20 protein-coding genes are annotated in these 26,298 nt (G+C 67.4%); 5 read left to right on the top strand and 15 right to left on the bottom strand.

Annotated features, from left to right (window positions below):
- Window positions 1-13 precede the first annotated feature (13 nt).
- From C4F17_RS32655 to C4F17_RS01445, 9 genes are all read right to left on the bottom strand, one after another.
- Complete coding sequence (locus C4F17_RS32655; protein WP_159053582.1) at window positions 14-409, bottom strand: hypothetical protein; 396 nt, start codon at window positions 407-409, stop codon at window positions 14-16.
- A gap of 40 nt (window positions 410-449) precedes the next feature.
- A complete protein-coding gene (locus C4F17_RS01480) occupies window positions 450-944 on the bottom strand; it encodes a pentapeptide repeat-containing protein (protein ID WP_106934021.1) in 495 nt (164 codons plus the stop codon).
- 124 nt (window positions 945-1,068) lie between these two features.
- Window positions 1,069-1,452, bottom strand: coding sequence for a hypothetical protein (locus C4F17_RS01475; RefSeq protein WP_159053581.1), 384 nt, complete (start codon window positions 1,450-1,452; stop codon window positions 1,069-1,071).
- A gap of 92 nt (window positions 1,453-1,544) precedes the next feature.
- Window positions 1,545-6,320, bottom strand: coding sequence for an RHS repeat-associated core domain-containing protein (locus C4F17_RS01470; protein WP_106934019.1), 4,776 nt, complete (start codon window positions 6,318-6,320; stop codon window positions 1,545-1,547).
- Window positions 6,321-6,381: 61 nt separating this feature from the next.
- Window positions 6,382-9,393, bottom strand: a complete 3,012-nt coding sequence (locus C4F17_RS01465; protein ID WP_106934018.1) for a type VI secretion system Vgr family protein — start codon at window positions 9,391-9,393, stop codon at window positions 6,382-6,384.
- A 333-nt stretch (window positions 9,394-9,726) separates the two neighbouring features.
- Window positions 9,727-11,907 (bottom strand): LamG-like jellyroll fold domain-containing protein, encoded by a 2,181-nt coding sequence (locus C4F17_RS01460; protein ID WP_106934017.1) that lies wholly within the window; start codon window positions 11,905-11,907, stop codon window positions 9,727-9,729.
- A 94-nt stretch (window positions 11,908-12,001) separates the two neighbouring features.
- The gene (locus C4F17_RS01455) at window positions 12,002-13,195 is read right to left on the bottom strand and encodes an MFS transporter (protein ID WP_234382485.1); all 1,194 of its coding nucleotides are present in this window, start codon (window positions 13,193-13,195) and stop codon (window positions 12,002-12,004) included.
- Window positions 13,195-14,319, bottom strand: coding sequence for a chorismate synthase (aroC, locus tag C4F17_RS01450; protein ID WP_106934016.1), 1,125 nt, complete (start codon window positions 14,317-14,319; stop codon window positions 13,195-13,197). The genes C4F17_RS01455 and aroC overlap by 1 nt, the downstream gene beginning before the upstream one ends.
- Window positions 14,320-14,351: 32 nt before the next feature.
- Window positions 14,352-14,549, bottom strand: a complete 198-nt coding sequence (locus C4F17_RS01445) for a hypothetical protein (protein ID WP_081267022.1) — start codon at window positions 14,547-14,549, stop codon at window positions 14,352-14,354.
- A gap of 325 nt (window positions 14,550-14,874) precedes the next feature.
- On the opposite strand from C4F17_RS01445, the gene pip reads away from it, so the two are divergent.
- The 4 genes from pip (at window position 14,875) to C4F17_RS01425 (ending at window position 19,546) form a co-directional block, all read left to right on the top strand.
- Window positions 14,875-15,828, top strand: a complete 954-nt coding sequence (pip, locus tag C4F17_RS01440) for a prolyl aminopeptidase (protein ID WP_106934015.1) — start codon at window positions 14,875-14,877, stop codon at window positions 15,826-15,828.
- A 71-nt stretch (window positions 15,829-15,899) separates the two neighbouring features.
- Window positions 15,900-16,322, top strand: a complete 423-nt coding sequence (locus tag C4F17_RS01435) for a cupin domain-containing protein (protein ID WP_081267020.1) — start codon at window positions 15,900-15,902, stop codon at window positions 16,320-16,322.
- Between the two features lie 214 nt (window positions 16,323-16,536).
- The gene (locus C4F17_RS01430) at window positions 16,537-18,831 is read left to right on the top strand and encodes a TonB-dependent receptor (protein ID WP_106934014.1); all 2,295 of its coding nucleotides are present in this window, start codon (window positions 16,537-16,539) and stop codon (window positions 18,829-18,831) included.
- Between the two features lie 28 nt (window positions 18,832-18,859).
- The gene (locus C4F17_RS01425; RefSeq protein WP_081267018.1) at window positions 18,860-19,546 is read left to right on the top strand and encodes a Fe2+-dependent dioxygenase; all 687 of its coding nucleotides are present in this window, start codon (window positions 18,860-18,862) and stop codon (window positions 19,544-19,546) included.
- A 10-nt stretch (window positions 19,547-19,556) separates the two neighbouring features.
- Here the strand turns inward: C4F17_RS01425 and C4F17_RS01420 are convergent, their stop codons facing one another.
- From C4F17_RS01420 to C4F17_RS01395, 6 genes are all read right to left on the bottom strand, one after another.
- Window positions 19,557-20,345 (bottom strand): enoyl-CoA hydratase/isomerase family protein, encoded by a 789-nt coding sequence (locus tag C4F17_RS01420; protein WP_106934013.1) that lies wholly within the window; start codon window positions 20,343-20,345, stop codon window positions 19,557-19,559.
- A gap of 215 nt (window positions 20,346-20,560) precedes the next feature.
- A complete protein-coding gene (locus tag C4F17_RS01415; RefSeq protein ID WP_106934012.1) occupies window positions 20,561-21,391 on the bottom strand; it encodes an SDR family NAD(P)-dependent oxidoreductase in 831 nt (276 codons plus the stop codon).
- Between the two features lie 25 nt (window positions 21,392-21,416).
- Complete coding sequence (locus C4F17_RS01410; protein WP_106937400.1) at window positions 21,417-21,836, bottom strand: MaoC family dehydratase; 420 nt, start codon at window positions 21,834-21,836, stop codon at window positions 21,417-21,419.
- 17 nt (window positions 21,837-21,853) lie between these two features.
- A complete protein-coding gene (locus C4F17_RS01405) occupies window positions 21,854-22,294 on the bottom strand; it encodes a MaoC family dehydratase N-terminal domain-containing protein (protein WP_106934011.1) in 441 nt (146 codons plus the stop codon).
- An 11-nt stretch (window positions 22,295-22,305) separates the two neighbouring features.
- Complete coding sequence (locus C4F17_RS01400; RefSeq protein ID WP_106934010.1) at window positions 22,306-23,490, bottom strand: lipid-transfer protein; 1,185 nt, start codon at window positions 23,488-23,490, stop codon at window positions 22,306-22,308.
- Between the two features lie 46 nt (window positions 23,491-23,536).
- Window positions 23,537-25,096, bottom strand: a complete 1,560-nt coding sequence (locus C4F17_RS01395; protein WP_106937399.1) for an acyl-CoA synthetase — start codon at window positions 25,094-25,096, stop codon at window positions 23,537-23,539.
- 139 nt (window positions 25,097-25,235) lie between these two features.
- Here C4F17_RS01395 and C4F17_RS01390 point away from each other — a divergent pair, with 139 nt between their 5' ends.
- Window positions 25,236-26,270, top strand: coding sequence for an AraC family transcriptional regulator (locus tag C4F17_RS01390; protein ID WP_106934009.1), 1,035 nt, complete (start codon window positions 25,236-25,238; stop codon window positions 26,268-26,270).
- The last annotated feature ends 28 nt before the right edge of the window (window positions 26,271-26,298 follow it).

Below are 26,298 nucleotides of genomic sequence, written 5' to 3'. Positions count from 1 at the left end.
GAATCGATGCTCTTCAAGGCTGGATCACGCAGTCCTTCATCGTGAGAAATGCCGACCCCATCGCGAAGCCGACCTCGCAGCTCGCGGTGAACTTCGCACCGCTGCGCATCTCGCCCATCCTCTGGCTCTGCGCGTCGTCCGTAGGTGTCAGGCGCGCCAGCTCCTGGCTGCCGCGCACGTCGGCAGCGCGGATCAGCGACGTACCGCCGAAGGAATCGGACGCTTCGATGACCACCGCCGCGAACTGCACGCGCTTGCCGTATTCAGGCATGCCGAGCGCACGACGGCCCTGCTTCTCGTAGCTCTGGTGCAGCTTGGTCAGCGCGGTTTTCGTTTCCGCTTGCGCAGCACATAGAGAAGCGGCGCCCAGGAAGACAGCGGCGACAAGGGTGGCCTTGATGTTTTTCATGATCATGGAATAGATGAAGTGATGAGGTGCCAGTGAGGGCTCAGTTGATGTTGGCGCCCTGGAACTCGAGCTGTTCGAAGGTGCTGCCCGTGAAGTCAACGCTGCGTCCCTGCAGCCCCTGCGCGTGCACCACGGTGCCGCTGCAGTCCAGAACGCCGACGTCATTCCAGCTGCCGCCGGCGAAGCTGATGTCGTCCCACTGGCACTGCCTGAAGGTGCTGCTTCCGATGTTCGCGCCGTCGAAGTTCGCGCGCGTGAAGCTGCAGTTGACGAAGGTGCACCCCGTGATCGAGATGTTGCCGAAGTCGCACTGGCTGAAGCTGCAGCCCGTGAACTGGCAGCCGCTCCAGCCCGCCTGCCTGAAGCTCGTGGCCGTGAAACTCGTGCCTGCGAAGGTCGTCGAGGCGAACTGGGCAAGGCCCAGGTCGAGCCCGGCGTAGGCAAAGCTGTCGGCCTGGCCGACGAGTCCGGCGGGAGCGCCGCCTGCGCCTTTGCGCCACATGTCGTGGGCGAGGATGATGATTTGGGAAGACATTCGATGCCCCTCGGTTGGTCCGCCTTCTCGAACAGCCCGAAAGCGTTCGCCAATGCCATCACGATTGGAGTGTTGAGCACCAGCCGCCCCGGCGATTCGATTTCAAACAGCGGCAAGACCGAACTCACGGACGCGAGCCCCGGGCCTTCGCGCGTGCCGCTTCGATTTCCTTGAGCAGGTCGCCCGCCTCCGCATTGCCGTTCTTCGCCGACTCCGCCGCCCAGTGCGCGGCCTCGGCGAGGTCCTTGCCGCTCATGTAGAGGTCGTAGGCCAGGTTGTGCTGCGCCACGACGTGCCCGGCCTTGGCCGCTACCGTCAGCCAGCGGGTGCGCTGAACGTCGTCGGAAGACGCGAAGGTGTAGTACAGCGAGAGACGAAACGCGGCTTCGGCGTCGCCGGCCTCGGCCTTCGTGACCAGTTCGGCTCGTTGCGCGTCCGTCAATGCGAAGGACCGCGCGCCCGAGATGGGCGATGAGGAAGAGGCTGGTGCGGCGTCGGGCTTGTCCATGGCTTGGTTCTCCGTTGCGTAAGAGACTGGAAGGTTCAGAAGAAGAGGAAGCAGCACTGCCAGCTTCGCGCCGAACCTGAGATCGATGTTCTTCATGACTTGGGGTTGAAGGTATGCCAGACGCCGGGATCGGCGGTGTCCATGGTGCCGTCGGCCTTCTGGCCGGCGGGCTTGTAGGCACCGTGGGGCCAGATCCACAGGAGCTTGTCGGGCGCCACGACAGGCGCATTGAGCTCGTTGGCCAGCTTCTGGGCGTAGGGGTCGGTGCCCTTGCCGGTCTCGCACGACATCAGCTGCACCTTCTGGCCTTCTGTGTAAGACGGGTGCGCCTTGATCCGCTCTGCCATCTGCGCAGGGGTGACGCCCCTGAGCGCGGTGTCGGTCATGATGCTCGGGTTGCCATGGGAGCCGACCGTGAACGTGCCGGGCGGGCTTGGGATGTTGTCGGCCGACTGGCGGATCGCCTCGTTGTGCGGGAACAGGTTGATGTCGACCAGCCCCAGCGGGTCGATGCCGCGAACGGGGTTGCCGCCGACGTATGCGTACAGGTTGAGGCCGCCCGCAAGCCCCAGCGGGTCGGGCGAGACATACCGGCCGCTCGCCGGATCGTAGTAGCGGTAGCGGTTGTAGTGCAGCCCCGTCTCGGCATCGAAGTACTGTCCCTGGAAACGGATGGGGTTGGATAGGCCGGCACGTCGCCCCGCTTCGCTGATGACTTCGCGCGCCTCGCCCCAGGCCCTGTACTGGGCCGACCAGCCGACGTGACCTTCGTGGTCGGTCAGGTCCCGAGGCGTGCCGAGATGGTCGCACTGGTAGAAGGCGATCTCGTCCGCCTCGAAGCTGCGTTGTCCCAGCTGGAGTTCGCCGTTCCACAGCGGGTCTTGCTCGATGTCGTAGGCACCGCCGTTGGCGGCCATGAGCTCCCGCACGTCGGGCGTCCTGCCCGGCACGATCGCATGCGCCTGGCGCAGTTGAATCAGCGGCGCGAAGGAGCGCGGCTCGTGGATGTAATGCACGCTCCAGCCGCGTCCGTTGTCTTCCTGCTCTGCGGCAAGGCTCCGCGTGCTTTCGAAGGCGAGCGTGTCGCCATCCCAGCCGAACCGGGTGATGCTGTCTCGCGAGCGCTTCGAGATGCGGCGGCCCATCGGGTCGTAGGCGAACGAGGTCTGGGTGCCGTCTTCGTCCGTGGCGGAGCTCAGCCGCCCGAAACCGTCCCATGCGAAGGTGGTCGAGCGGCCGTTGCACACGCGCTCGACCACGTTGCCGTGCTCGTCGTAGCGATAGCGGACGCCGGCATAAGCCTCGAGCAGGTTGTCGAGCAAGGGAACGATGGGAGCCCGGCTTCCTCCGGACGTGCCGTCGGGCTCGACGATGTTGCCCGCAGGATCGAAGGCGAAGGTCTCCCGTCCGAAACGGCTGTTGGCCTCGACCAGGCGGCCGACCGGGTCGTAGCGGTAATCGAGGTTGCCGTGATGGCTGTCGCCGATCGCCACCAGCTGCCCCGCCTTGTCGTAGCCGTAGGTGCGCTGCAGTTGCAGCGCGCCGGGTGCGCTCGCCTGGCCCGGCACGACCTGCTGCTCCAGCCGCCTGCCTGCGTTGTCGTAACGCAGCTTCTGGGTCAGGCCGTTGCGCTGCTCGCGCAGCACTTCGCGATGCAGGTCGTCGCGCTCGAAGCCGACGATGTCGTGTCCGTCCAGCAACAGGCCGTGCACGTGGCCCGAACCGTAGGTGAGCCACTGGGTCGTGTGGCCGTCGGGGCGGATCGTGGCGACGCGCTGGTTGAGCGCGTCGTAGCGGTGCTGCCATATCGCCGTGCGTCCGGCCTGCAGATCGTGCTGGTGCTCACGCGTCAGGTTGCCGGCCGGGTCGTAGAACCACTGCAGGCGCGCGTCGTCGTTCGATGCTTCGACCATGCGCCCGTTGCGGTCGAAGGCGAAGCGCTCGACCTGGCTGCCGACGGCCCGCTCGGTCATCCTGCCCAGTGCATCGGCCTGCAGCTGCACCACCCGCCCGCCCGCTTGAACCTCGACGAGCCGGCCGGTGCCTTCTTCGTAACGGTACTGCGTGGTCCGCTGAGCGAAGTCGATCTTCTCCAGCAACCGGCCCACGAGGTCGTAGCGCAGGCTGTGGCGGCTGCCATTCTCGTTGCGCAATTCGACGAGACGGCCCAGCAAGTCCCACTGGTACTTGAGCGAATGCCCCTCGGCATCCGTACGGCCCGCGATCAGGCCTGCGCGGCCATAGCTGTAGCGCGTGCGGCGTCCGAGCCCGTCGACATGCGCGAGCATGCGTCCCTCGGGGTCGTGCAGTGTCTGCTCGCGCGTTCCGTCGGGCAGGACGATCTCGTGGAGCAGGCCCGGCACGCTGCCTTGGGCATGCGGCACCGCGTCTTGTTCCGGGCGGCTGTAGAGGTGACGCGTGACGTTGCCCGCAGGATCGACCGCCGTGGTGAGCCGGCCGCGATCGTCGTATGTCCAGCGGCTGGTCTTGCCCGAGCAATCCGTGAGGCTCGCGAGCCGGCCGCGAGGCGTGTAGCTCATCAGCTTCACGCCGCCCTTCGCATCGGTGATGCGCACGGGCCTGCCGGCCTTGTCGTAGGCGTACTCGGTCTTGTGCCCCAGCGGATCGATCTCTTCGGTGAGATGGCCCTGCGCGTCGTAGTCGCGCTTCCACACGCCGCCTTCCGCATCGCGGATGCCCGTCAGGCGATGCAGGCTGTCGTACTCGTAGTGCACCCGGCTGCCGTCCGCGCGCGTGTGCGTCTGCAGGTTGCCGTCGGGGTCGTAGGTGTAATCGTCGGTCGTGCCGTCGGTATGCACATGGCGCGTGACGTTCTTCGCGTCATCGCGGAAGAACCACTCCTGCAGCCCGTCCGGATGGATGATGCGGTAGGTGTAGCCCTGGATGTCGTAGTAGTGCCAGGTCTCCCCGCCCAGCGCATCGGTCACGTAGGTCAGCCGGATGTTCCTGTCCCACTCCAGCTTCAGCGCGAAGCTGCCGTCGTCGGACCACTCGCGCACGGCCTTGGCGTCGGGGCCGGTGCCGTCGTACTCGAGGTTCATGCCCCGGCCGGTGCGGTCGGTGTAGCGGGTCACGAGGTGGTGGCTGTAGGTGTAGCGCCAGCTCGCGCCGTCCTCGTCCTGCGCGGCGACGAGGTCGCGCTGCGCATCGTGCGTATACGCAGCCAATTGCCGCACGACCTGGCCGTCCTTCAACTCCCACAGCGACTGGATGAGCCCGGTCTGCGCATCGGGCTTCGTGCCCACGTGCGCCATGACGGCTTCGCCGTGCTTGCTGATGATGTCGCTGAGCACGCGCTCGCCCGTCTCTGCAATGACGTGGTCGTAGCGCAGGCCGATGGACATGCCGTCCTTCGCCTGCTGGGCGACAAGGCGGAAGTGGGGCTGCTTGCCGTCGACGTACTCGTAGATCTCGCGCCACTCGCTCTGCTCGCCCTCGGGCAAGGGCTTGCCGAAGTCCAGCACCAGCAGGCTCTCGCCCAGGCGCGAGACGCGGACTTCCTCGATCGCGTCGAAGTAGCTCTGGCCCGCGGCCAGCACCGGATACGCATGGCTGCGGCCATCTGCGGCGTGGTGGAGCAGGCTGCGCTGGCCCTGGCGTGCGCCTCGCGCGGGCGTGGTGATGTCCACGCGCATGCTGTAGGGGGTGATCCAGCGAGCGCCCAAGCTGCCCCGGTCGAAGGCATCGAGGTCGCTGGCGTAGGTGCGCGCCCATTCGATCGGCAGCGGTGCTGCGAGCACGAAGTCTGTGTGGGTGAAGCTTTCATCACCCATCGAGAGACTGATGGAGCCGCCTTTGCGCGCTGGCGCCGGGCGATTCTTGAGAGCGCACCCTCGTCCGTTCGCTGGCGCCTGCTTGCCGATATGCCCCAGCTGGTCACCGGGCTTGTCCTTCTGCGCCACAGCTCCCGCCTGCGGAGCCACGATCGCCGCGCGCTGGCCTTTCCTCTTCAGCAGTGCATCCCGCAGCTTGTGCAGCAGCCACATGATGCTGGCCTGAGACTCCTTGTCCGCCAGCCTCGAGAGCTGCCCACGCAGCTGCTGCTTGAAGTCCAGCATCTGCCCGATCACACCGTTGACCCTGCTCGCGACGCCATCGGGCAACTGGCTCGCCGCCGCCTTCGCCACGTAGTTCGCCGACTGCTTGGTGTAACGCACCGCCGTGCCCCACATCCGGCTCCACGTGCTCTGCGTCTTCGGGTCGTGTACCTTGGTCTCCGGCGACGCGGGCGTGCCCACCGCGAACAGGTCCTTCTGGCCCAGCACCCGGCGCATCACGTCCACCAGGTTGTCGATGATCTTGTCGGCCAGGTCCGCGCAGCTCTTGAGGATGCCGTCGAGCTTGGCGATCGCACCGTCGATGAACTTGTCCAGCTCGCCCATGATGGTGGCGTTCAGGTGCCCCACCAGCGTGGTGACGATGGCCTCGCCAAGGTTGGAGGCCGCCGTCTTCAGCTCCTGCTTCACCAGGTGCAGCGTGGGCCGCAGGCTCATGCGCGCGGCCGCCATGCTCGGCGGTATCGGAATCAGCCCGATCAGGTTGATGCCCAGGCTCACCCAGTTCAGGAACGCATCGACGCTGTCCTTGGCCTTTTTCTCGACGATGTTGATGATGTCCAGGAACACATCCACCAGCGCCATGATGTTGCCGACGATCGGGATGCTGCCCAGCACCATCGTCAGGCGCTCCAGCGTCACGTAGCCGCCGCTGAACGAACGCAGCCAGTCGTCCACCGCCTTGCTCGCAGCCGCGACGTCTTCCTTCACGATCGTGTTCAGCGGCGCCACCGCCGTCTGGGGTTCGCGCTCGGTTGCCTGCGGCTTCGATGCCGCTTCCTGTTCTGCCATTTTTCTTTTTCTCTCGCGCTCTAGTTTCAGGTTGGATGGCCCCGCAGGCGGCCGGGCAGGGTCAGCCTGCGAAGCCCGGCGTTCTGCCGGTGGAGGCAGGGTTCGCAGCTGCCGTGGCGATGCCCGGCGGCTTGATTCCGCCGGAAGCAACGCCGCTCATCACGCCGGTGATCGGCACGCCCATCGGGCCGAGCTTGGCGCCCGCCGCCTGGATCGCCATGCCGGTCGCCGCCTGGCTCGCCTGGCCGAGCAGCGCCTTGGCACCGCCTTGCTGGAGCGCCTGCGCCGCGCCCACGGCCTGCTGCGCGACACCGGCCGCTTGCGTGACCTGGTTCAGCGCGCTCGCCGCTTTGCTGCCCATGCCGGCCACGCCTGCGAGGGCGCCTGCGGCACCGCCTGCAGAGCCAGCCAGTCCGGCGGCGTTGCCCACGAGGCCGGAGATGCCCGAAATGCCTGATACGCCTCCGCCCGCTCCGCCTGCGGCCGCGCCGGTCGCCCCTTTCGCCTTCCAGTCCTCGGGCGTTCCGTAGTAGCTGCCTTCGTCCCACGGGTCGCGCGGATCCTTGCCGAACGTGACCTTGGCGGTGCCGATGGGCAGGCCCGACACGGTCGCGAAGCCGTTGCGGTCGAAGGTGCCCGCGTGCGTGCCGCCTTCCGAATCGACCACCGTGAAGTCGCCTTGCGCCACGCCCTGGCGCTTTTCGCCGGTCGGCTTGATGTACTGGTGATAGAGGTCGAGCTGCCCCTTGGGCAGCGGCGGCGGATTGGGCAGCGCGGGCTTGCCGTCGTTGGCCGGCCCCACGAGGCTGTGGACGGCGGCATGCTCGCGCCATGTGCCGGCCGTGCCGTGCTCGATCCCGCCGGAGCTCCACCGGCTGTAGCTGGAGCCGCCGTTGATGACCACTTCTTCCTTCGCGTGGATGGTGATCTTGTTGGCCGTCTGCGTGATGTTGAGCTTGGCCAGCACGTTGACGCTGTCCTTCAGCGCCTTGATGTCGATGTCGGCGCCGGCCGCCACGAGCCGCATGCCGGCCTTGGAAGCGAACATGCGGATCGCGCTCTGCACGCTCACCAGCAGGCTCTTGCCCGCGCTCACGCTCGTGTGGCCGCCGCTGGTGAGCGCGGTGTGCTCGTTGCTCACGATGTGGGTCGAGCCCTGCGCCACGGTCTGCAGGCCCTTCGCGCTGGCCAGGGTCATGTGCGCTTCCTGGAACTCGGGGAATTCGCCCTGCTCGCGGTTGCCGCCCTGTCCCTTGATGGCGTCGTTCTGCTCCTTGAGGCTCGCGGTGACTTCGTCCTGGTCGCCGGTTTCATGAGCCTGAGCGCCCTGCGCAACGCCGCTCAGGCCCTCGTGCAGATCGCGCGCCTGCGTGAGGCGGCCCACCGTCTCGCTCATGTCGGTGGAATGTGCCTGGGCATTCGGGCGCGCCTCGGTGGTGACCAGCAGCCCCTTGCCCGAGCGCAACACCCCATGCCCGTCGGTCCGCAGTTCGAACCCCTGCCCTCGCGGCTCCTTGCGCCCCGCGGTGTCCTCGATGCGCCCGATGTGCCCCACGCTCAGCTGGCTGGCCTGGTGGTCGCTTCGCAGCTGCGCCTGGATCTTGCCCTGCGTGTCGTCCAGCACGAGATGGTTGCCGCGCCCGCCTCCGAGCTCGCGGCTCCTGATGCCCGACAGGTGCTTCTGCCCCGGCAGTTCCCACGAGGGCATGGTGTCGGCGTTGTGCACGCAGCCGGTGACGATCGGGTAGTCGGGGTCGCCGTTGAGGAAGTCGACGATGACCTCCATGCCGACGCGCGGCACGCTGGTCATGCCGAAAGTGGCGCCCGCCCACGCGGTGGACACGCGCACCCAGCAGCTCGAATGCTCGTTCTCCTGGCCGAGGCGGTCCCAGTGGAACTGCACCTTGATGCGCCCGTACTTGTCGGTCCAGATCTCCTCGCCCGCCGGGCCCACCACCATCGCGGTCTGCGGGCCGCGCGTACGCGGCTTGGTTGTGGTGCGCACGGGGCGCCAGGGGTAGCTGGTGGGCTGCGCGTCGAACGCGAACAGTTGCACCGAGCCCTCGGCACCCTCGGCGCCCTCGCTCGCCTGGAGGTTCTCCCGCAGGTGGTAGCTCACGCTCAACAGCAGGTATTGGCGGTTCTGGTCGGCGCGCGGATGGCCGGTGAGGCGCAGCGTGTGGCCGGTGGCCAGCTCGCGCAGGTTGGCGCGTCCGGTCACGCGGTTGCGCTGGCTCAGTTGCTCTTCATTGCGGATGCGGGCGTAGGTTTCGCCGTCTCCGTGCTGCGTGAAGCCGCCGGGCCATTCGTAGTTCTCGTAGCTGTCGTGGTCGTGCCCGGGCGGCATCTGCCGCAGGTGGGACAACTCGGCCTTGGGCTTCTCGAAGTCGTAGTCGTCGTTGTAGTGGTGGCCGGAGCGCACTTCCTCGGCGATCTCCCACGCGTAGATGCGCTCGCGCTGGCCCATGCCCGACTTTTCCAGCGGGTGGTAGCGAACTTCTTCGCCGCCCGGTAGCGGGCCGTGCGATCCGGCGATGTCGTCTGCGAACACCAGCACATGCTGCGCGGCCTCGTGCCTGAAGTAGTAGTAGATACCTTCGAGCTCGCACAGCCGCGAGACGAAGTCGAAGTCGCTCTCGTGGTACTGCACGCAGTAGTCCCAGCGCCGGTAGTCTCCGCGCGCGAGCTTCTGCTCCACGGGGTAGCCGTAAGACCCCAGGACCTCTCCGATGATGTCGGGCACGCTCTTGGCCTGGAAGATCCGGAAGTCGCTGCGCCGCGTGGCCAGCCACAGCCACGGACGCAGGCGCAGCCGGTAGAACGAATGGCGGGCGTCTTCCTGCTGCAGGCCGAAGCGGGTGGCGATGCCGCCGAGATGGCGCACGCCGCCTTCGGTTTCCACGACCACTGTCGCGGGCTTGCCCAGGAGCAACTTGGCATCGACCGCGTTGCTGGTGGCGAACAGGTCAACGTCGAACGCATAGAGCTGGCTCAATGCCTCGCGTCCCACCAGTTGGTGGAACTGCAATGCATCGCCGGCTGGAATCTGGATGGTGACGCGGCGGCTGCTCATTTCGGCGCCGCGTAGAGGCTATAAGCCGAATCGCCTAACTGCAATTCGCCTAATAAGAATATCGTTAACAAATTGAACATCAAATACACCTCCCCTTGCACGATTTGCCCTTATTTTAATTGCGGAGCCAGCGGGGAGAGGCAATTGAAAAGTCTTCAATTCATAAAACCGGGAAATTGTTCTTCGAAGAATTCGAAAAGAATGCGAATAACGGGATGCAGGTAAATAAATGGTTTCAACGGCGGCTGACGAGCATCGCCCTCTCCACCCGCATCACGGCCAACAGCGCCATGCGCAAGGACCGGAGCCCTACGCACGGCGCCGCATTTCGGCTCAGCCCGGCTTGCGTGCCGTGAGCCACTGCGAAGATGCGAGGGCCGAAGCCACCACGCGCACTTCGCCGATGTTCCCGAAGAAGCCATCGGCGCGGGCTCCATCCCACGAACCACCGCCCACGACCCACGCAGAGGTGGCCGACAACGTCGCCAGCCCCCGCGCCGCGGTCGCATTGCGCAGCACCGGCGCTCCTTCCACGTACATCGTGGTGTCGTGGGACACCGGATCGTTCACGATCGCGATGTGCACCCAGCGGTCTGCGATCACCTCGCCAGACCAGTTGGTCTTGGGGTCGGGAGGCGCGCTCGGGCTCGGCACGACTTCCCATTGCACTTCGCGCAGGCTCGATATGGCGAACAGCATCGGGGGCGACTCGCCATCGCCCGCCGTGAAGCCCGGCAGATCGCCGCGGCGGCCGTCGCGCGTCATGATGTTCATCCACGCCTGGTTGTTGCTGGTCCAGCTCTTGTCGATCTTGATGAACGCCTCGATGGTGTATCCGTTGTCCAGCGTCTGGGCATTGATCGGCGCCGCCGCGTCGGTCAGAAAGTAACTGAGCCTTGGGGTGTTCTTGTTGGTGTTGAGGAATCGCACCGACCCTGGCGCAGCCGACAGGTAGTGCCGGTCTTCCGTCCAGACGATGTCGCCGTCCGCGGCTCCCACTACGCCGCCCTGGTTGAGCGCATCGCGATGCAGCGGGTTGTTGCCCGTGACGTCGGGCACCACGGTACCCGGCAGCACCGGCTGGTTGACGGTGCCGCCAAAGAAGCGCCAGTGCGCCAGCGTGTTCGCCACTTTCGGATAGTCCTCCGAGTTCGCAGCGGGTCGCTGCGCCACGGTGGCAGGTTCCTTGTAGTTGGCAAGAATCATCGCCCGAGCCTTGTCGACCAGGGAACCGTCGACGGTGGCGCTGCCTGTGCCGAAGCTCTTGTTGAACCCGCCGAAGCGTTGTGCGAAATCCATGTCGATCTCGAAGGCCTCGTTGGGCGTGGTGAGCACCGCCTGGTCGAAGGCATTCAACGTAGCTGCGGGCTTCTGCGGCACCCAGGGCGAGAACGACAGCACCTTGATCTTCTTGTTCGTCAGGTCGAACTCGTAGAGACGCATCAGGCCATTGCCGCCCTGGTAGGCCATCTGGTAGTCGACCACCATCTCCTCGACCTTGCGGCCGAAGTTGTTGATCTTGGTGAGATGCGCGGCACCGTGGTGGTGGCCGTTGAGCGTCATGAAGATCTGGTCGTTGTCGCGGATGAGCTTTTCCCACAGCATCTTGCCGTAGTCGGTTTCAAGCGGGCTGGTGCCGTCAGGTGCGATGTTGAGCAGTTGGTGGTTGACCAGGATCACAGGCAGCGTCGGGTTCTTCGCGATCATCTGGCGGGCCCAGGCAATGCCTGCGTCGGAGATGCGCCATGACAAAGACAGCACCATGAACTTCTGGCCTTGCGCCTCGAACACGTGGTATTCGTGGAAGCCGCTCGGGTCGCGCGCGCCGAAGGTGGCCTGCTTCTTCGCGCGCTCGGCGCCGAACCACTGGATGTAGGGCTCGTTGGCGGGAGTGCGGTTGGCGTCGGTGCCGCTCACGGGGTCGATGCTGTAGTCGATGTCTCTGAGCACGTCGTGGTTGCCGGCCAGCACGCTGTAGGGCAGCTTTGCGTCTTCGAGCACCTTCATGGCGGCATCGGCCACCTTCCACTGATCGGGCTTTCCGACCTGGTCGACCACGTCGCCAAGATGGACGGTGAATGGAATGTTCAGGGCCTTCGCATTGGCGGCGATCCATTTCGTCTGTGCGGCGAAGGGAGCGCTGCCAAAGCGCTTGTCGTATTGGTCGCTCTCGGCCGCGGTGGCGTAGCGCGCGTAGAACTGCGTGTCGGGCATCACGGCGAGCGCGAAGCTGGATATCTTGGCTGCGGCAGCCGGTGGCGGCGGTGCCGACGCGGGAGCCGGCGCTGGAGCAGGCGCGGGCAGCGGACCGAGAACAGGTGCCCCGCCACCGCCGCCACCACAGGCCGCGAGCAAGGCGCCGCTGCCGCCGACGGTCAGAAGCGACGCGCCGAGCTTGAGCACCTGGCGGCGCGGCGGAGTGCTGCTGGCATTGTTCTGTTCTTGGGAATTCGACTCGACAGGCGGAAGGATGCGCGGTGCGCGCGCACCGCGCGATTCATCGGAAGCGGACATGGGAAATTGGGAGAAAAGATGACGAAGCGCGCAGCGTAGAAATCTGCAGTGACGCGGGCATGTAAGGCCCATGACACTTTCCAGCGCGGTCAGCTCACACCCGGCCCGCGCGCTCCACCCGCTCCAGCGTCACCACGCGCCAGGCACACAAACTGCCGAGCACCGCCAGCGCGGCCGCTGCGGTGAACATCGTGCGATAGCCGAAGGCCTGCGCGACCGCGCCGCCGAGCAGCACGCCCAGCACGCCGCCGAAGCCATAGCCGATCACCGTGAACAGCGCCTGTCCGCGCCCGCGCAGCTGGCCGGGAAAGCGGCGCGACACCACCGCGATGCAGGTCGTGTGATGCGCCGCAAAGCTCAGCGCATGCAGCCACTGCGCCACGATCAGCGCCGCGACGAAGCCGCCCAGCCCGGCGGTAAGGCCCAGCCGCGCGACGGCGGCAATGCCGCACACCAGCATCCAGCGCGGCATCGGCAGCAGGCCGATCAGCCGGCCCTGCAGGAAGAACCACACGATCTCCGCCACCACCGACAGCGCCCACAGCAGGCCGATGGTGCTCTTGCTGTAGCCGATGGAGTCGAGGTAGAGCGAAAGGAACGCGTACACCGAGAAATGCGACATCACCTGGAAGAACAGCGCCGCGAAGAACCACCGCACCGCGGGGTTGCGCAGCACCGGGCCGATGGGCACCTTGACGGCGTCGTGCGCGGCGGGCGGCTCGCGCAGGTCGGGCAGCTTCATCGTGGCGATCAGCACGATGGCCAGCGTGCCGGCGGCCCATGCCGGAAAGTGCTTCATGCCGAAGCGCTCGAACCACTCGCCGGCGAAGAACACGGTGACCAGGAAGCCGGCCGAGCCGCACAGCCGGATGCGCCCGTAGCGGCCCCAGTCGCCCGCCACGAGCTGTGCCATTGCGGCCTCGGTGAGCGACATCATTGAGCTGGTGTGCGTGAACATCACGAGCAGCACCAGCGCGAGCCACCAGGCACCGCCGTGCCACCAGAGCCCGAAAGAGCTGGCCAGCGCCACCGCCGCGCTGAAGCGAAGCAGCTTCACGCGCTGCCCGGTGTGGTCGCTCAGCGCACCCCAGGCATAGGGCGCGAAGACCCGGGTGATCGACTGCACCGAGGCCAGCAGGCTGATGGTGAAGATCGGCAGCCCCAGGTCCTTGAGCCACAGCGGCAGGTAGGGATTGAAGAAACCGATGTGCGCGAAATAGCTGGCCGACAGGCCAGCGAACGCCAGCAGATGGCCGCGCCCGGCGGCCACGGACGCCGGCGCGGACACTAGAGGAAGGACGCCTTGGGCGAAGAGGCTTCGGTCTTCTCGGCCGCGTTCTGCTGCTGCAGTTCCACGTCGCCGCACTGCGCACGGTTGCGCAGCACGTGCTCCATTACCACCAGCGCCAGCAGCGACTCGGCGATGGGCGTCGCGCGGATGCCCACGCACGGGTCGTGGCGGCCCTTGGTGACGACCTCGACCGGATTGTTGTGGATGTCGATGGACTGGCGCGGGCTGATGATCGAGCTGGTGGGCTTGATGGCAATGCTCACTTCCAGGTCTTGCCCGGAGCTGATGCCACCCAGGATGCCGCCTGCGTTGTTGCTCAGGAAACCGGTGGGCGTGATGGAGTCGCCGTGCGTGGTGCCGCGCTGCACGACGCTGTCGAAGCCGGCGCCGATCTCGACCGCCTTCACCGCATTGAGGCCCATCATCGCGTAGGCGATTTCGGCGTCGAGCTTGTCGTACAGCGGCTCGCCCAGGCCCACGGGCACCTTGGTGGCCGTGACGCGGATGCGTGCGCCGCAAGAATCGCCGGCCTTGCGCAGGCGGTCCATGTAGTCCTCCAGCGCGCTCACGTCGGCGACGGGGGCGAAGAAGGGGTTGTCGGGCACGTGGTCCCAGCTCTCGAACGGGATGGCGATTTCGCCGATCTGCGTCATGCAGCCGCGGAAGACCATGCCGTACTTTTCGGCCAGCCACTTCTTGGCGACTGCGCCGGCGGCCACGGTGGGCGCGGTCAGCCGGGCCGATGAGCGCCCGCCACCGCGCGGGTCGCGGATGCCGTACTTCTTCCAGTAGGTGTAGTCGGCGTGGCCGGGGCGGAACTGCTGGGCGATCTGCCCGTAGTCCTTGCTGCGCTGGTCGGTGTTCTGGATCAGCAGCGCGATGGGCGTGCCGGTGGTCTTGCCCTCGTAGACGCCCGAGAGGATCTGCACTGCGTCAGGCTCGTTGCGCTGTGTGACGTGGCGGCTGGTGCCGGGGCGGCGGCGGTCCAGGTCGGCCTGGATGTCGGCCTCGCTGAGTTCCATGCCCGGGGGGCAGCCGTCGATGACGCAGCCGATGGCCGGGCCATGCGACTCGCCGAAATTGGTGACCGCGAAGAGTGTTCCGAAGGTGTTGCCGCTCATGGCTGGGATTATCCCTACAAAGCGGCGCCTCCTCAGCCGGTCGTGCTTTCGGGCGTGTTTTCCATGCGCTTGCTGAGCGCGCCCAATTGCAGCTCGATGGAGAACAGCCGCTCGTTCAGCACCGCCGTCTGGAGCCGGATCGCCTCGATGATGGCCCGGGTCTGCGGGTCGGGGGCGTTGTCGCAGAGTTCGGCCAGGTCATGCAGCTTCTTGCGCAGTTCATTGCTCATGGAAGGCTCCGGTGATCGATCGCGTCGTGGGAGTCGCCAGTATGGGGTCTCGTCGACGCTCCGGCAATGCGCGCGCTCTCGGTCGGCCAGGGTCAGCCAGCTTTCGGGCTTGGTGCGCCGCGACGATCTCGTCCGGCCCGAACCACCGCTTCAGCGCTTGCGGAATCCGCGGTTGAGTCAACCATGCGGTTGAGTATCTGGAAGGCCCCGGAGGCCGGTCAAGCAGCACGGGTCGCCATGCGGCGGGCATGCAGGCCGCGCAGGCCAAGTACCGGGCGATATGCTCGCCTTCGACACACCGGCACCCGACGAAGGAGAACCATCGATGCCCGACCTGCGCCAGCTGTATCCCCCGATCGAACCCTACGAGAGCGGCATGCTCGATGTGGGCGACGGCCACCGCATCCGCTACGAGCGGGTGGGCACGCCCGGCGCCAAGCCGGCGGTGTTCCTGCACGGCGGGCCCGGCGGCGGCATCTCGCCCGACCATCGGCGGCTGTTCGATCCCGCGCGCTACGACCTGATGCTGTTCGACCAGCGCGGCTGCGGCCTCTCGCAACCGCACGCCGGCCTGGAAGCCAACACCACCTGGCACCTGGTGGCCGACATCGAGCGCCTTCGCGAACGCGCGGGTGTCGACAGCTGGCTCGTGTTCGGCGGCTCCTGGGGCTCCACGCTCGCCCTCGCCTATGCACAGAAGCACCCCGAGCGCGTGAGCGAACTGGTGCTGCGCGGCATCTACACCGTGACCCGCGCCGAGCTGAACTGGTACTACCAGTTCGGCGTGTCGGAGATGTTCCCCGACAAGTGGGAGAAGTTCCAGGCCCCCATTCCCGAGGCCGAGCGCGGCGACATGATCGCGGCCTATCGCAAGCGGCTCACCGGCGACGACGCGGCGGCGCGCCTGGAGGCGGCGCGTGCCTGGAGCGTGTGGGAAGGCGAGACCATCACGCTGCTGCCGAGCACCGCGCTCGCCGAAACGCATGCTGGCGATCATTTCGCGCTGGCCTTCGCGCGGCTGGAGAACCACTACTTCGTGCACGATGCCTGGCTCGAAGAAGGCCAGTTGCTGCGCGATGCGCACCGGCTGCACGGCATTCCCGGCGTGATCGTGCACGGCCGCTACGACATGCCCTGCCCCGCGCGCTTCGCCTGGGCGCTGCACAAGGCATGGCCGCAGGCCGAATTCCACCTGGTCGAAGGCGCGGGGCATGCGTACTCGGAGCCCGGCATCCTCGACCGGCTGGTGCGCGCGACCGACGGCTTCGCGGCGCGCTGAGCCAGGGCTCGGCGGGAACGCTTTATGCGTGCTGCGGCGCAGCATCATCACCCCCTGCGAAGGAGCGCCCCATGCTGGACCGTACCGCCACCCAGTTCTCCCACGTCAAGCCCGGTGACACCGAGTTCGTCTCGGGCGGCTTGCGCGACTTCTTCCTCTACCGCGACCTGGGCATCGCCGAGGCCACCAACGGCAAGGTGATCGCGCACCTCGTCAAGGCCAACATGGCACCGGAAACGGGCACCGGCTGGCACCGCCACGAAGCGGACTTCCAGATCGTGATCATGGTCAAGGGCTGGGCCCGCTTCATGTACGAGGACAAGGAAACGTTGGTCGAGGCCGGCGACGTGGTGCACCAGCGCCCGGGCATCCGGCACTTCCTGTTCGACTACTCGCCCGACATGGAGTACCTGGAAATCGTCTCGCCGGCCGACTTCAAGAGCATCGACGTCGAGCCGGTCTGCGAGATCCCGCCGCCGACGCCCTGGAAGTAGCGGCGGCGCCGGCGGCCCCACCGCCGGCCGAAAGAAAGCTGTCTTGCACCTGACCTGCAAGGTAAAGAAATCCGGCTGTATCGCGCGCCAAACACCTTGCCAACAACTCCTTCAAATAAGATTCATTCGCGGTAAGAATTTCCGTCGGTGGTGCTTTTGTTTGCGCCACATCGGCCCGGGCCGTGTCGCCCGCGCACCCTTCGGAAAGCTCGCAATGAATCGTCTCTCGTCTTCGACACGCCGCCGCACGCCTGTTGCGCTCGCACTTGTCGGCCTTGTTTCCTCGCTGCCCGCCGCGTTCGCGCAACAGGCCCCGCAACCGGCGGCGCCGAGCAGCACCGCGAGTTCGCCTGCTCCGGGCACATCGGTGCCGACCACGCTGCGCGAAGTCCAGGTGCAGGGCGCGCAGGACAGGACCGGCTTCGGCGCCAACCCCGCGACCATCAGCCGCCTGCCGGCCGACCTGCGCGATGCGCCGCAATCCGTCACCGTGATCAACCAGGCCGTGATGCAGTCGCAGGCCGCGACTTCGCTGGCCAGCGCGCTGCGCAACGTGCCGGGCCTGACCATCGGCGGTGCGGAGGGCGGGCAGATCGGCACCAACATCAACCTCAACGGCTTCTCGGCCCGCACCGACCTGTACCTGGACGGCGCGCGCGACCGCGCCCAGTACTACCGCGACACCTTCGCGCTCGAATCGGTCGAGGTGCTCATGGGCCCCTCGTCGATGCTGTTCGGCCGCGGTTCCACGGGCGGCATCATCAACCAGGTGACCAAGAAGCCGTCGCTCACGCCGGCGGGCGAAGTGTCGGTGTCTGCCAGCACCACGGGCTTGGTGCGCTCGACCGTCGACGTCAACCGCCCGCTGTCCGACACCTCCGCCTTCCGCATCGCGGCCATGGGCCAGCAGGGTGACGCCAGCACGCGCGAGCAGACGAAGCTGAAGGACTTCGGCCTGGACGCGTCGCTCAAGTTCGGCATCAACACGCCGACGCAGGTCACGCTGTCGGCGCTGGTGCAGCACAACCGCGACCAGCCCGACTACGGCGTGCCGCCGCTCAACGGCCATCCGGCCAAGGTCGACCGCGACCAGGCCTACGGCTTCAGCGACGACCGCACGATCTCCGACATCCAGGCCTTCGGTGCCCTGGTGCAGCACAAGATCACGGCCGACACCTCGATCCGCAACCAGACGCAGTACAACGACGTGACCACCGACGCACGCGAGACCGCGCCGCAGTCCATCGGCACGCTGTCGTCGAAGAACGTGTTCACGCCCTTCTCCACCGGCACCACGGCCGTGCCGGCGGCCGCCTTCTCGTCGCTGCCGCTGAGCACGCTGTGGGTGCGCCAGCAGAGCCATGACCGCACGATCCACGACAAGTCGCTGTTCAACCTGACCGAGCTCAGTACCAGGTTCAATACCGGCTCCGTCAAGCATTCGCTGCTCGTTGGCCTCGAGCTGGGCCACGACACCTACGAGAACCAGGCCTACTACCGCAACGGCACGTGCAACGGCGTGGCATTGAACCCGGCGGGCGGCACCAGCGGCTATGCCGCCTGCTCGCCGCTTCTGGCGCCCTACCAGGGCAACACGCCGAGCACCGCGCCCAGCCTGCGCGGCAACCTCGCCGACGCCAGCGCCACCACGGTGGCCGGCTATGTGAACGACACGATCGAGCTCAGCCCGCAGTGGAAGCTGGTGGCCGGCGTGCGCCAGGACCACTACCGCGCCAGCATCTCCAACAGCATTCCCACCGCGACCACGCTGGCCTCCGAGAGCCAGACGGTCGACTTCACCAGTGTGCGTGCGGGCGCCATCTGGCAGCCCACGCCCGAGCAGTCGTACTACGTGTCTTACAGCACTTCGTTCAACCCCTCGCTCGAGCAGCTCGTGGCCACCACGGGCGCCACGCAGCCGCTGCCGCCCGAGAAGAACAAGGCCTACGAACTCGGCGGCAAGTGGGACCTGAACGACGGCAACCTCTCGCTCACGGCCGCCGCGTTCCAGATCACGCAGACCAACGCCCGCGCGCAGAACAACGACGGCACCTACAGCGCGACCGGCACGATCCGCGTGAACGGCGCGCGCGCCGGCGTGGCCGGCCGCGTGACCGACAAGCTGCAGCTGTTCGGCGCCTACACGCACCTGGACGCGACCATCGTCGACGGCATCGCCCCCGGCACGCTCGGCAAGGTGCCCGCCAACACGCCGAAAGACGCGGCCAGCCTGTGGGCCACCTACGCCATCACGCCCGAATGGGAAGTCGGCGGCGGCACCACCTACAGCGCGAAGCGCTACGCCAACAACACCGACCTGGTGGAGGTCGGCGGCTACGTCCGGCTCGATGCGATGCTGGCTTACCATCAGCCCAAGTACGACATCCGGCTGAACCTGTTCAACCTGGCCAACCGCCACTACTACGACGCGCTGATCCCCTCGGACGGCGGACGCGCGGTGCCGGGCTCGGGCCGGGCCGCCACGCTGACCTTCACCTACCGCCTCTGAGCCTGCAACTGAAGAAAGAAGCCACGCCATGCTGGTCTGCATCCCCGGTGTCCTCGACCGCGACGCGCTCGCCGCGGTTCGCGCGCGCCTTGATGCGGCCGGCGACGCCTGGGTCGATGGCCGCGTGACGGCGGGCCACCAGGGCGCGCCGGTCAAGTTCAACCAGCAGATCGACGAGGGCTCGGCGGTGGCGCACGAGTGCCAGTCGATCATCGCCAGCGCGCTCGAGCGCCATCCCACGTTCATCAGCGCGGCGCTGCCCAACCTGCTGTATCCGCCGATGTTCAACCGCTACAGCGAAGGCATGCGCTTCGGCCTGCACGTGGACGGCGGCGTGCGCATCGACCCGCGCACCGGCCGCAAGCTGCGCACCGACCTGTCGGCCACGCTGTTCCTGTCGGAGGCCGACAGCTACGACGGCGGCGAGCTGCAGATGGAAGACACGCACGGCATGCAGACCGTGAAGCTCGCGGCCGGCGACATGGTGCTCTACCCCGCCACCAGCCTGCACCAGGTGACGCCCATCACGCGCGGCGTGCGCGTGGCCTGCTTCTTCTGGGTGCAGAGCCTCGTGCGCGACGCCGGCGACCGCGCACTGCTGTTCGACATGGACAACGCGATCCAGCGGCTGAACCAGAGCGGCGCCGACGAATCGGCACGCCGCACGCTGGTGGGCACGTATCACAACCTGCTGAGGAAGTGGAGCGACACCTAGCCGTTGGCTGTCAGCGTCCGATGAAGCGCGGCGCCCGCTTCGCCATGAATGCGGCCACGCCTTCGCGCGCATCCGCGCTGCCGGCACGCTCGCGCAGAAGCTTCCGCTCCATCGCCAGGTGTTCTTCAAAGGGCCGGCCGGGCGCGCCGGCGCACAGGGCCTTGATGCCGGCAAACGACGCACTCGCACCCTGGGCCAGCCGGGCGACGAGCGCCTCGCTGGCGGCGGCGAGTTCAGCATCGGCGTGCACCGCATCGACCGCGCCCCACGCAAGGCAGCGCTGGCTGTCGACGGCGTCGCTCAGCATCAGCAGTTGTTGCGCGCGAACGGGCCCGACGCGGCGCGAGAGAAAGTAGGAAGCCCCGGCGTCAGGCGACAGCCCGATGGCCGCATAGCCGGTTCGCAGCTTCATCGATTCGGCCGCGAGCACGAAGTCGCCGCACAAGGCGAGCCCCACGCCCGCGCCGCCTGCCGGCCCGTTCACCGCCACAACCAATGGTGCCGGGTTCGTCGAGAGCCGCAGCAGCGCGGGGTGCAAAGGTTCGAGGATGTCGTCCACCAATTTCGGCAGCCCCTCTCCAGCTGCCACGAACTCCTCGATGTCGCCACCGGCACAGAACACACGGCCTTCACCGGTCAGCAGGATCGCGCGCGGCTTGCGCTGCAGCACGTCTTCGATGGCATGCACGAGAGCACGGCTGCTTTTCAGGCCGATCGCGTTCGCGCGCTCCGGGCGCTTGAGAACGATGCGGGCTATGTCGTCTGCTACTTCCCAGCCGACGCCTTCTTCTGTGTTCATTTCTGTTGCTCCAGGTCTGGTTTGCTTGTGTTCGGGGTGAGTGCACAGGCCACCGGGGACTCTGCTCGCACGGGCAGTTCAAGCGCCCTGCTCAACGCTCACGCTGGCGGGGTACCTTGCGCAGCGAAATAAAGGAGGAGGCCGAAGGCCGGGGGACATTCGCGGAGCAAGGTACCCCGCCGGCGTGAGCGCACCCCGAAAAAAACCAGCAAAGATCAAATCCCCGTAAGCCCCCCCGTACACATCAGAGTCTGCCCACTCACATAGTCCGACTCAGGCGCGCAAAGAAGATACACAGCCCCCGCAGCCTCTTCAGGCGTACCGCCGCGCCCCAGAGGAATCGACTGCTCCATCATCGACAGCAACCCCGGGTTGATGCCCACCTTGATCTCGCGCCCCTCGATGTTCGCAGTCGTCGCTTCGGCCGTGCTCGCGGTCAGCCGCGTCTGGATGAAACCGAAGGCCACGCAATTGACGGTCACGTTCATGCGCCCCCACTCCTTGGCCAGCGTCTGCGTCATGCCCACGATGCCAGCCTTGGCCGTCGAATAGTTGGCCTGCCCCGCATTGCCGAACAAGCCCGCCACCGACGAGATGTTGACCACCTTGCGCACCACGCGCCGGCCCGCTTCCGTCTCGGACTTCGACAGCGCGCGGATCACCGGCTGCGCAGCGCGCAGGATGCGGAACGGCGCCGTCAGGTGCACGTCGATCATGGCGTACCACTGCTCGTCGGTCATCTTCTGCACCACGCTGTCCCAGGTGTAGCCGGCGTTGTTGACGACGACGTCCAGTCCCTTGTATTCGTTGACCGCCATGCCGATGAAGCGCTCGGCAAAATCCGGCGCGGCCACGCTGCCGACGCAGGCCACGGCCTCGCCGCCCGTCGCACGGATGGCCTGCACGGTCTCTTCCGCCGGGGCCTCGTCGAGATCGTTGACGACGATGCGCGCGCCTTCCGATGCCAGCTTGAGCGCGATGGCCCGGCCGATGCCGCGGCCCGAACCCGTGATGAGGGCGACCTTGCCGCCGAGCTTGGGTGTCATGTCTCTGATCCTTCTTCGGTTGATCTCAGCGCAGCGCGACGAGCGCCTCGCCCGCGATGCGCGTCTGGCCGTACTGGTTGGCGCTGAGCACCTCGACGCGCACACAGCGCTCGCCGTCATGCTCCAGCTTCTCGACCACGCGCCCGCTGCACCGCACCGCGTGCCCCAGGTGCGTGATGCCCTGGAAGCGCACGTCGAAGCGGCGCAGCTGCGATTGCGGCGCCCATTGCGTGATCAAGCGGCCGAGGCAGGCCATGCCCAGCATGCCTTGGGCGAACACGTCGGGCATGCCGGACTTGCGCGCGAAGTCGGTGTCGATGTGAATCGGGTTGTGGTCGCCCGAGGCGCCCGCGAACAGCGCGAGCGTGGTGCGGGTCACCGGCGGCAGTTGCAGCGCGGGCAGCTCGTCGCCGATGTTCACGGCGTCGTAGGTCGGTGCGGTCATGGGCGCGGGCTCCTTCATCAATGGCGGCAGACGATCACGGTGCGCAGCTCGGCCAACAGTTCGTCGCGCTGGTTGGTGGCGCGCGAGGTCTTGATGACGAATTCGAGCGCGCCGTTCTTCTTGTCGTAGATGTCGGTGATGGTGGAGCGCACCGTCACCGTGTCGCCCACGCAGGCCGGCCGGTGGTAGCTGAAGCCCTGCTCGCCATGCAGCAGCTTCGACAGCGGAATCCCCAGGTCGGCCAGCAACCGGTCGGAAGCACCCGAGTCCAGTTCGGCCGCGAAAAGGAAAGTCGGCGGCGCGGGCAGGTCGGGGTAGCCGGCATCGCGCGCGGCGGCGGCATCGGTGTAGACGGGGTCGGTCTCGCCGATGGCCTTGGCGAAGAACTGCAGGCGGGTGCGCTCGATCGGCAGCACCGATGCGGGCAGCTCGTGTCCGATCCATTTCTTGTCGATCATCGCCAGGCCTTTCAAACGCGCTCGTAGAGCGTCACCACGCAGGCGCCGCCCAGGCCGAGGTTGTGCTGCAGCGCCAGCCGTGCGCCTTCCACCTGCCGCTTATCCGCCGTGCCGCGCAACTGCTGGACCAGCTCCGTGCATTGCGCGAGCCCGGTCGCGCCGAGCGGATGCCCTTTCGACAGCAGCCCGCCCGAGGGATTGGTGACGACCTTGCCGCCGTAGGTGTTGTCGCCGTCGAGCACGAACTTCTCCGCGCCGCCCACCGGGCACAGGCCCAGCGCCTCGTAGCTGATGAGTTCGTTGTGCGCGAAGCAGTCGTGCAGCTCGACCACGTCGACGTCCTGCGGGCCGACGCCGGCCGCGTCGTACACCTTCTGTGCGGCTTCCTGCGCCATGCTGAAGCCGACCACCTCGCGCATGTCGCGGCTCTCGAAGGTGATGGGCCGGTCGGTGGTCATGGCCTGCGCCTTGATGCGCACGCTGCGGTCCAGCCCGTGGCGCTCGGCGAAGCGGGCCGAGCACACGATGGCCGCCGCCGCGCCGCAGGTGGGCGGGCAGGCCATCAGCCGCGTCATCACGCCGGGCCACATGACGGGTGCGGCCATCACCTCGTCTTCGGTGACCACCGTTCGGAACAGCGCCACCGGATTGTTCGACGCATGGCGGCTGGCCTTGGCGCGGATCTTCGCGAAGGTGGACATCTGCGTGCCGTACTGCTGCATGTGCGCCAGGCCCGCGCCGCCGAAGTAGCGCAGCGCGAGCGGCACCTGCTCGTTGCCGACCAGCTCGTCGGTGATGTTCTCGAAGTGGTCGAAGGGGCTGGGCCGGTCGTTGAACACCGCGCCCAGCGCACCGGGGCTCATGTGCTCGAAGCCCAAAGCCAGCACGCAGTCGGCGGCACCGCTGGCCACGGCCTGGCGCGCGAGGAACAGCGCGGTGGAGCCGGTGGAGCAGTTGTTGTTGACGTTGACGACCGGAATGCCGGTCATGCCCACCTCGTAGAGCGCGCGCTGGCCGGCGGTGGAGTCGCCGTAGACGTAGCCCACGTAGGCCTGCTGCACCAGCTCGTAGCCGATGCCGGCGTCTTTCAGCGCGGCATTGGCGGCGTGGCTGGCCATCTGGGGGTACGGCTGGTTCGCGCCGGGCTTGGTGAAGGGAATCATGCCGACACCGGCTACATGGACGTCCTGACTCATGGAAGGCTCCTGGGAAATTGATGGACTGAATGAAAGAAGGCCGGGCTCAGGCCACGCCGCGCTGGCGCCCCTGCCAGAAGGGTTCGCGCAGCTTGGTCTTGAGCACCTTGCCCGCGCCCGACAGCGGCAGCGCTTCGAGCACGGCCACGCTGCGCGGGCACTTGTAGCTGGCGATCAGCGTCTTGCAGTGGGCAATCAGCTCTTCCGGGCGTATGCCCTGGCCCGGCTTGAGCACCAGCGCCGCATGCACGGCCTCGCCCCACTCCTCGCTCGGTATGCCGATGACCGCGCAGGCCGCCACGGCCGGATGCTGGTTGATGGCGTTCTCCACCTCGGCCGAGTACACGTTCTCCCCGCCGCTGATGATCATGTCCTTGAGCCGGTCGACCACGAAGATGTAGCCGTCGTCGTCCATGTAGGCGCCGTCGCCGGTGTGCATCCAGCCGTCGCGCACGGCGGCGGCCGTCTGCTCCGGCTTGTTCCAGTAGCCCTGCATCACGTTGGGGCCGCGCACGGCCACTTCGCCGACGGTGCCGCGCGGCACTTCGGCGCCGTCCGCATCGACGATGCGCACTTCCATGCAGTAGCTCGCGCGCCCGGCCGAGCGCAGCTTGCCGCGCTTGCGCCCTTCGGCCGTGTGGTTGCAAGGCGGATTGATGGTGGCGATGGGCGACAGCTCGGTCATGCCGTAGGCCTGCGCGAACTCCACGCCCGGAAAAGCCTCCATCGCGCGGTTCAGCACCGCCTCGGAAATCGGCGAGGCACCGTAGGTGATGCAGCGCAGGCTGCCCAGGTCGCGCGGCTCGCGCATCGAGGGGTGGTCGACCAGCATCTGGATCATCGTCGGCACCAGCAGCGCATGGGTGACGCGGTCGGCGGCAATGGCGTTGAGCACGGCTTCCGGGCTGAACGCCGGCACGATGGCATGGGTGCTGCCCTGGAACCAGTGCGGCGTGGCCAGGCCCATGTCGGCCAGGTGGAACATCGGCGCGGCGTGCAGGTAGCACGAGCCGGGCGGCGCCAGTCCTTCGCCGAGCGCCGCGAAGCCGGAGGCGCAGATGTTGGCGTGGCTCAGCATCACGCCCTTGGGAAAGCCGGTGGTGCCGCCGGTGTAGAAGATGCCCGCCAGGTCTTCGTCGCGGCGCGCGGCGTCGGGCACCGGCGCGGCGGCGTCGATCAGCGCCTCGTAGCCGTGCATGCCGGCGGGTTGCGCGCCGTCGCCGCAATAGATCACCTCGCGCAGGCTGGTGGCCTGGCCGCGCATCTGCTCGACCAGCGCGCGGAAGGTCTCGTCCACCAGCAGGATGGTGGAGCCGGAGTCTTCCAGCGAATACAGGATCTCCGCGGCCGACCAGCGGATGTTGCAGGGGTTGAGCACGCCGCCGCCCCACGGCACGGCCATCTGGTATTCGAGGTAGCGCCCGGAGTTGAGCGCCAGCATGGCCACGCGGTCGCCAGGCTGCATGCCCAGCCGCTGCAGGGCGCCCGCCAGGCGGGCCACCCGGTCTGCGTATTCGCGGAAGCTGCGGGTGCGGCCGGCGAAGCGCACGGCCACCTTGTCGGGATGCTGCTGCACGCTGCGGTGCAGGGACTGGGTCAGGTACATGGCGAGTGTCTCCGTCTCTTTCTTGTGTGGCCGCATCGTAGGAAGCCGGCCGCGCCGCGGCGATTGCCTTTCGCTTCGATCGCATTGCAGAAAACGTCAATCGACACGGTGGCATGCTTGGGGCCTGATCGCTGCGCCCATGCTGCAACCGCCAGTCACCATTCCGATCGCCTTCGTCCAGGGCATGCTCTCGGGCATCCGTGCCCGGGGCCAGGCCGCGCCCGTTGATGCGAATGCGGCGCTGGAAGACGCGGGCATCGCGCCCGCGCTGCTCGACGCGCCGGGCGCGCGCGTCACCGCGGAGCAATACGTGGCGCTGTTCGCGCTGCTGATGGAGCGGCTCGACGACGAGGCGCTGGGCTTCCTCTCGCGCCGCCTGAAGCGCGGCAGCTTCGCGCTGATGACGCGCGCCACCCTGGGCGCGCCCAACTTCGAAGTGGCGCTGCGCCGCGTGGCCCATACCTTCGGCCTGCTGCAGGACGACCTGACGCTGGTGCTGCTGCACGAAGGGCCGCTGGCCGGCTTCGGCCTGCGGCTGAACGATCGCGCTGCGGTGCAGCAGAACTTCCTGCACGAGCTGATGCTGCGCGTGTACTGGCGGCTGCTCGCTTGGCTGCATGGCGGCCGGCTGGCGGCGCGGCGCTTCGATTTCGGCTTCGAGCTGCCGCCCTATGCGGACGGCTACGCCAAGGTGTTCCCGGGGCCGCTGCAGTTCGGCCAGCCCTGCACCGCCGTGTGGTTCGACGCCGGCGCGCTGCAGACGCCGGTGCATCGCGACACCCAGGCCATGAACATGTTCCTCGCGGCGGCGCCGGCCAACGTGATACTGCCCCGGCTGGCGGAACAGGCGGTGAGCGCGCGGGTGCGCTCCGTGCTGCAGCAGAACCGGCCGGCATGGGCCGACCTCGCGACGGCCGCGAGCAGCCTGCACATGTCGGTCAGCACGCTGCAGCGGCACCTGGCGACCGAAGGCACCTCGTTCCAGTCGCTGAAGGACCAGCTGCGGCGCGACCTTGCCATCGTGCGGCTCAACACCAGCACCGTGCCGCTCGCGGCGCTGGCGGAAGAGCTGGGCTTCGCGGACAGCGCCGCGTTCCAGCGGGCCTTCAAGGCCTGGACGGGCGGCGCGCCGGGCTCGTACCGGCGGCGCCGCGAAGCGGGCTCCGAGGAGTAGCCCGCTTCATCGCGTGATTCAGCCCCCG

The sequence above is a fragment of the Variovorax sp. PMC12 genome, from assembly GCF_003019815.1.
GTDB lineage: Bacteria > Pseudomonadota > Gammaproteobacteria > Burkholderiales > Burkholderiaceae_C > Variovorax.
Note: the sequence above shows the minus strand (reverse complement) of the source record. Positions and strands in the feature narration are given on the sequence as shown.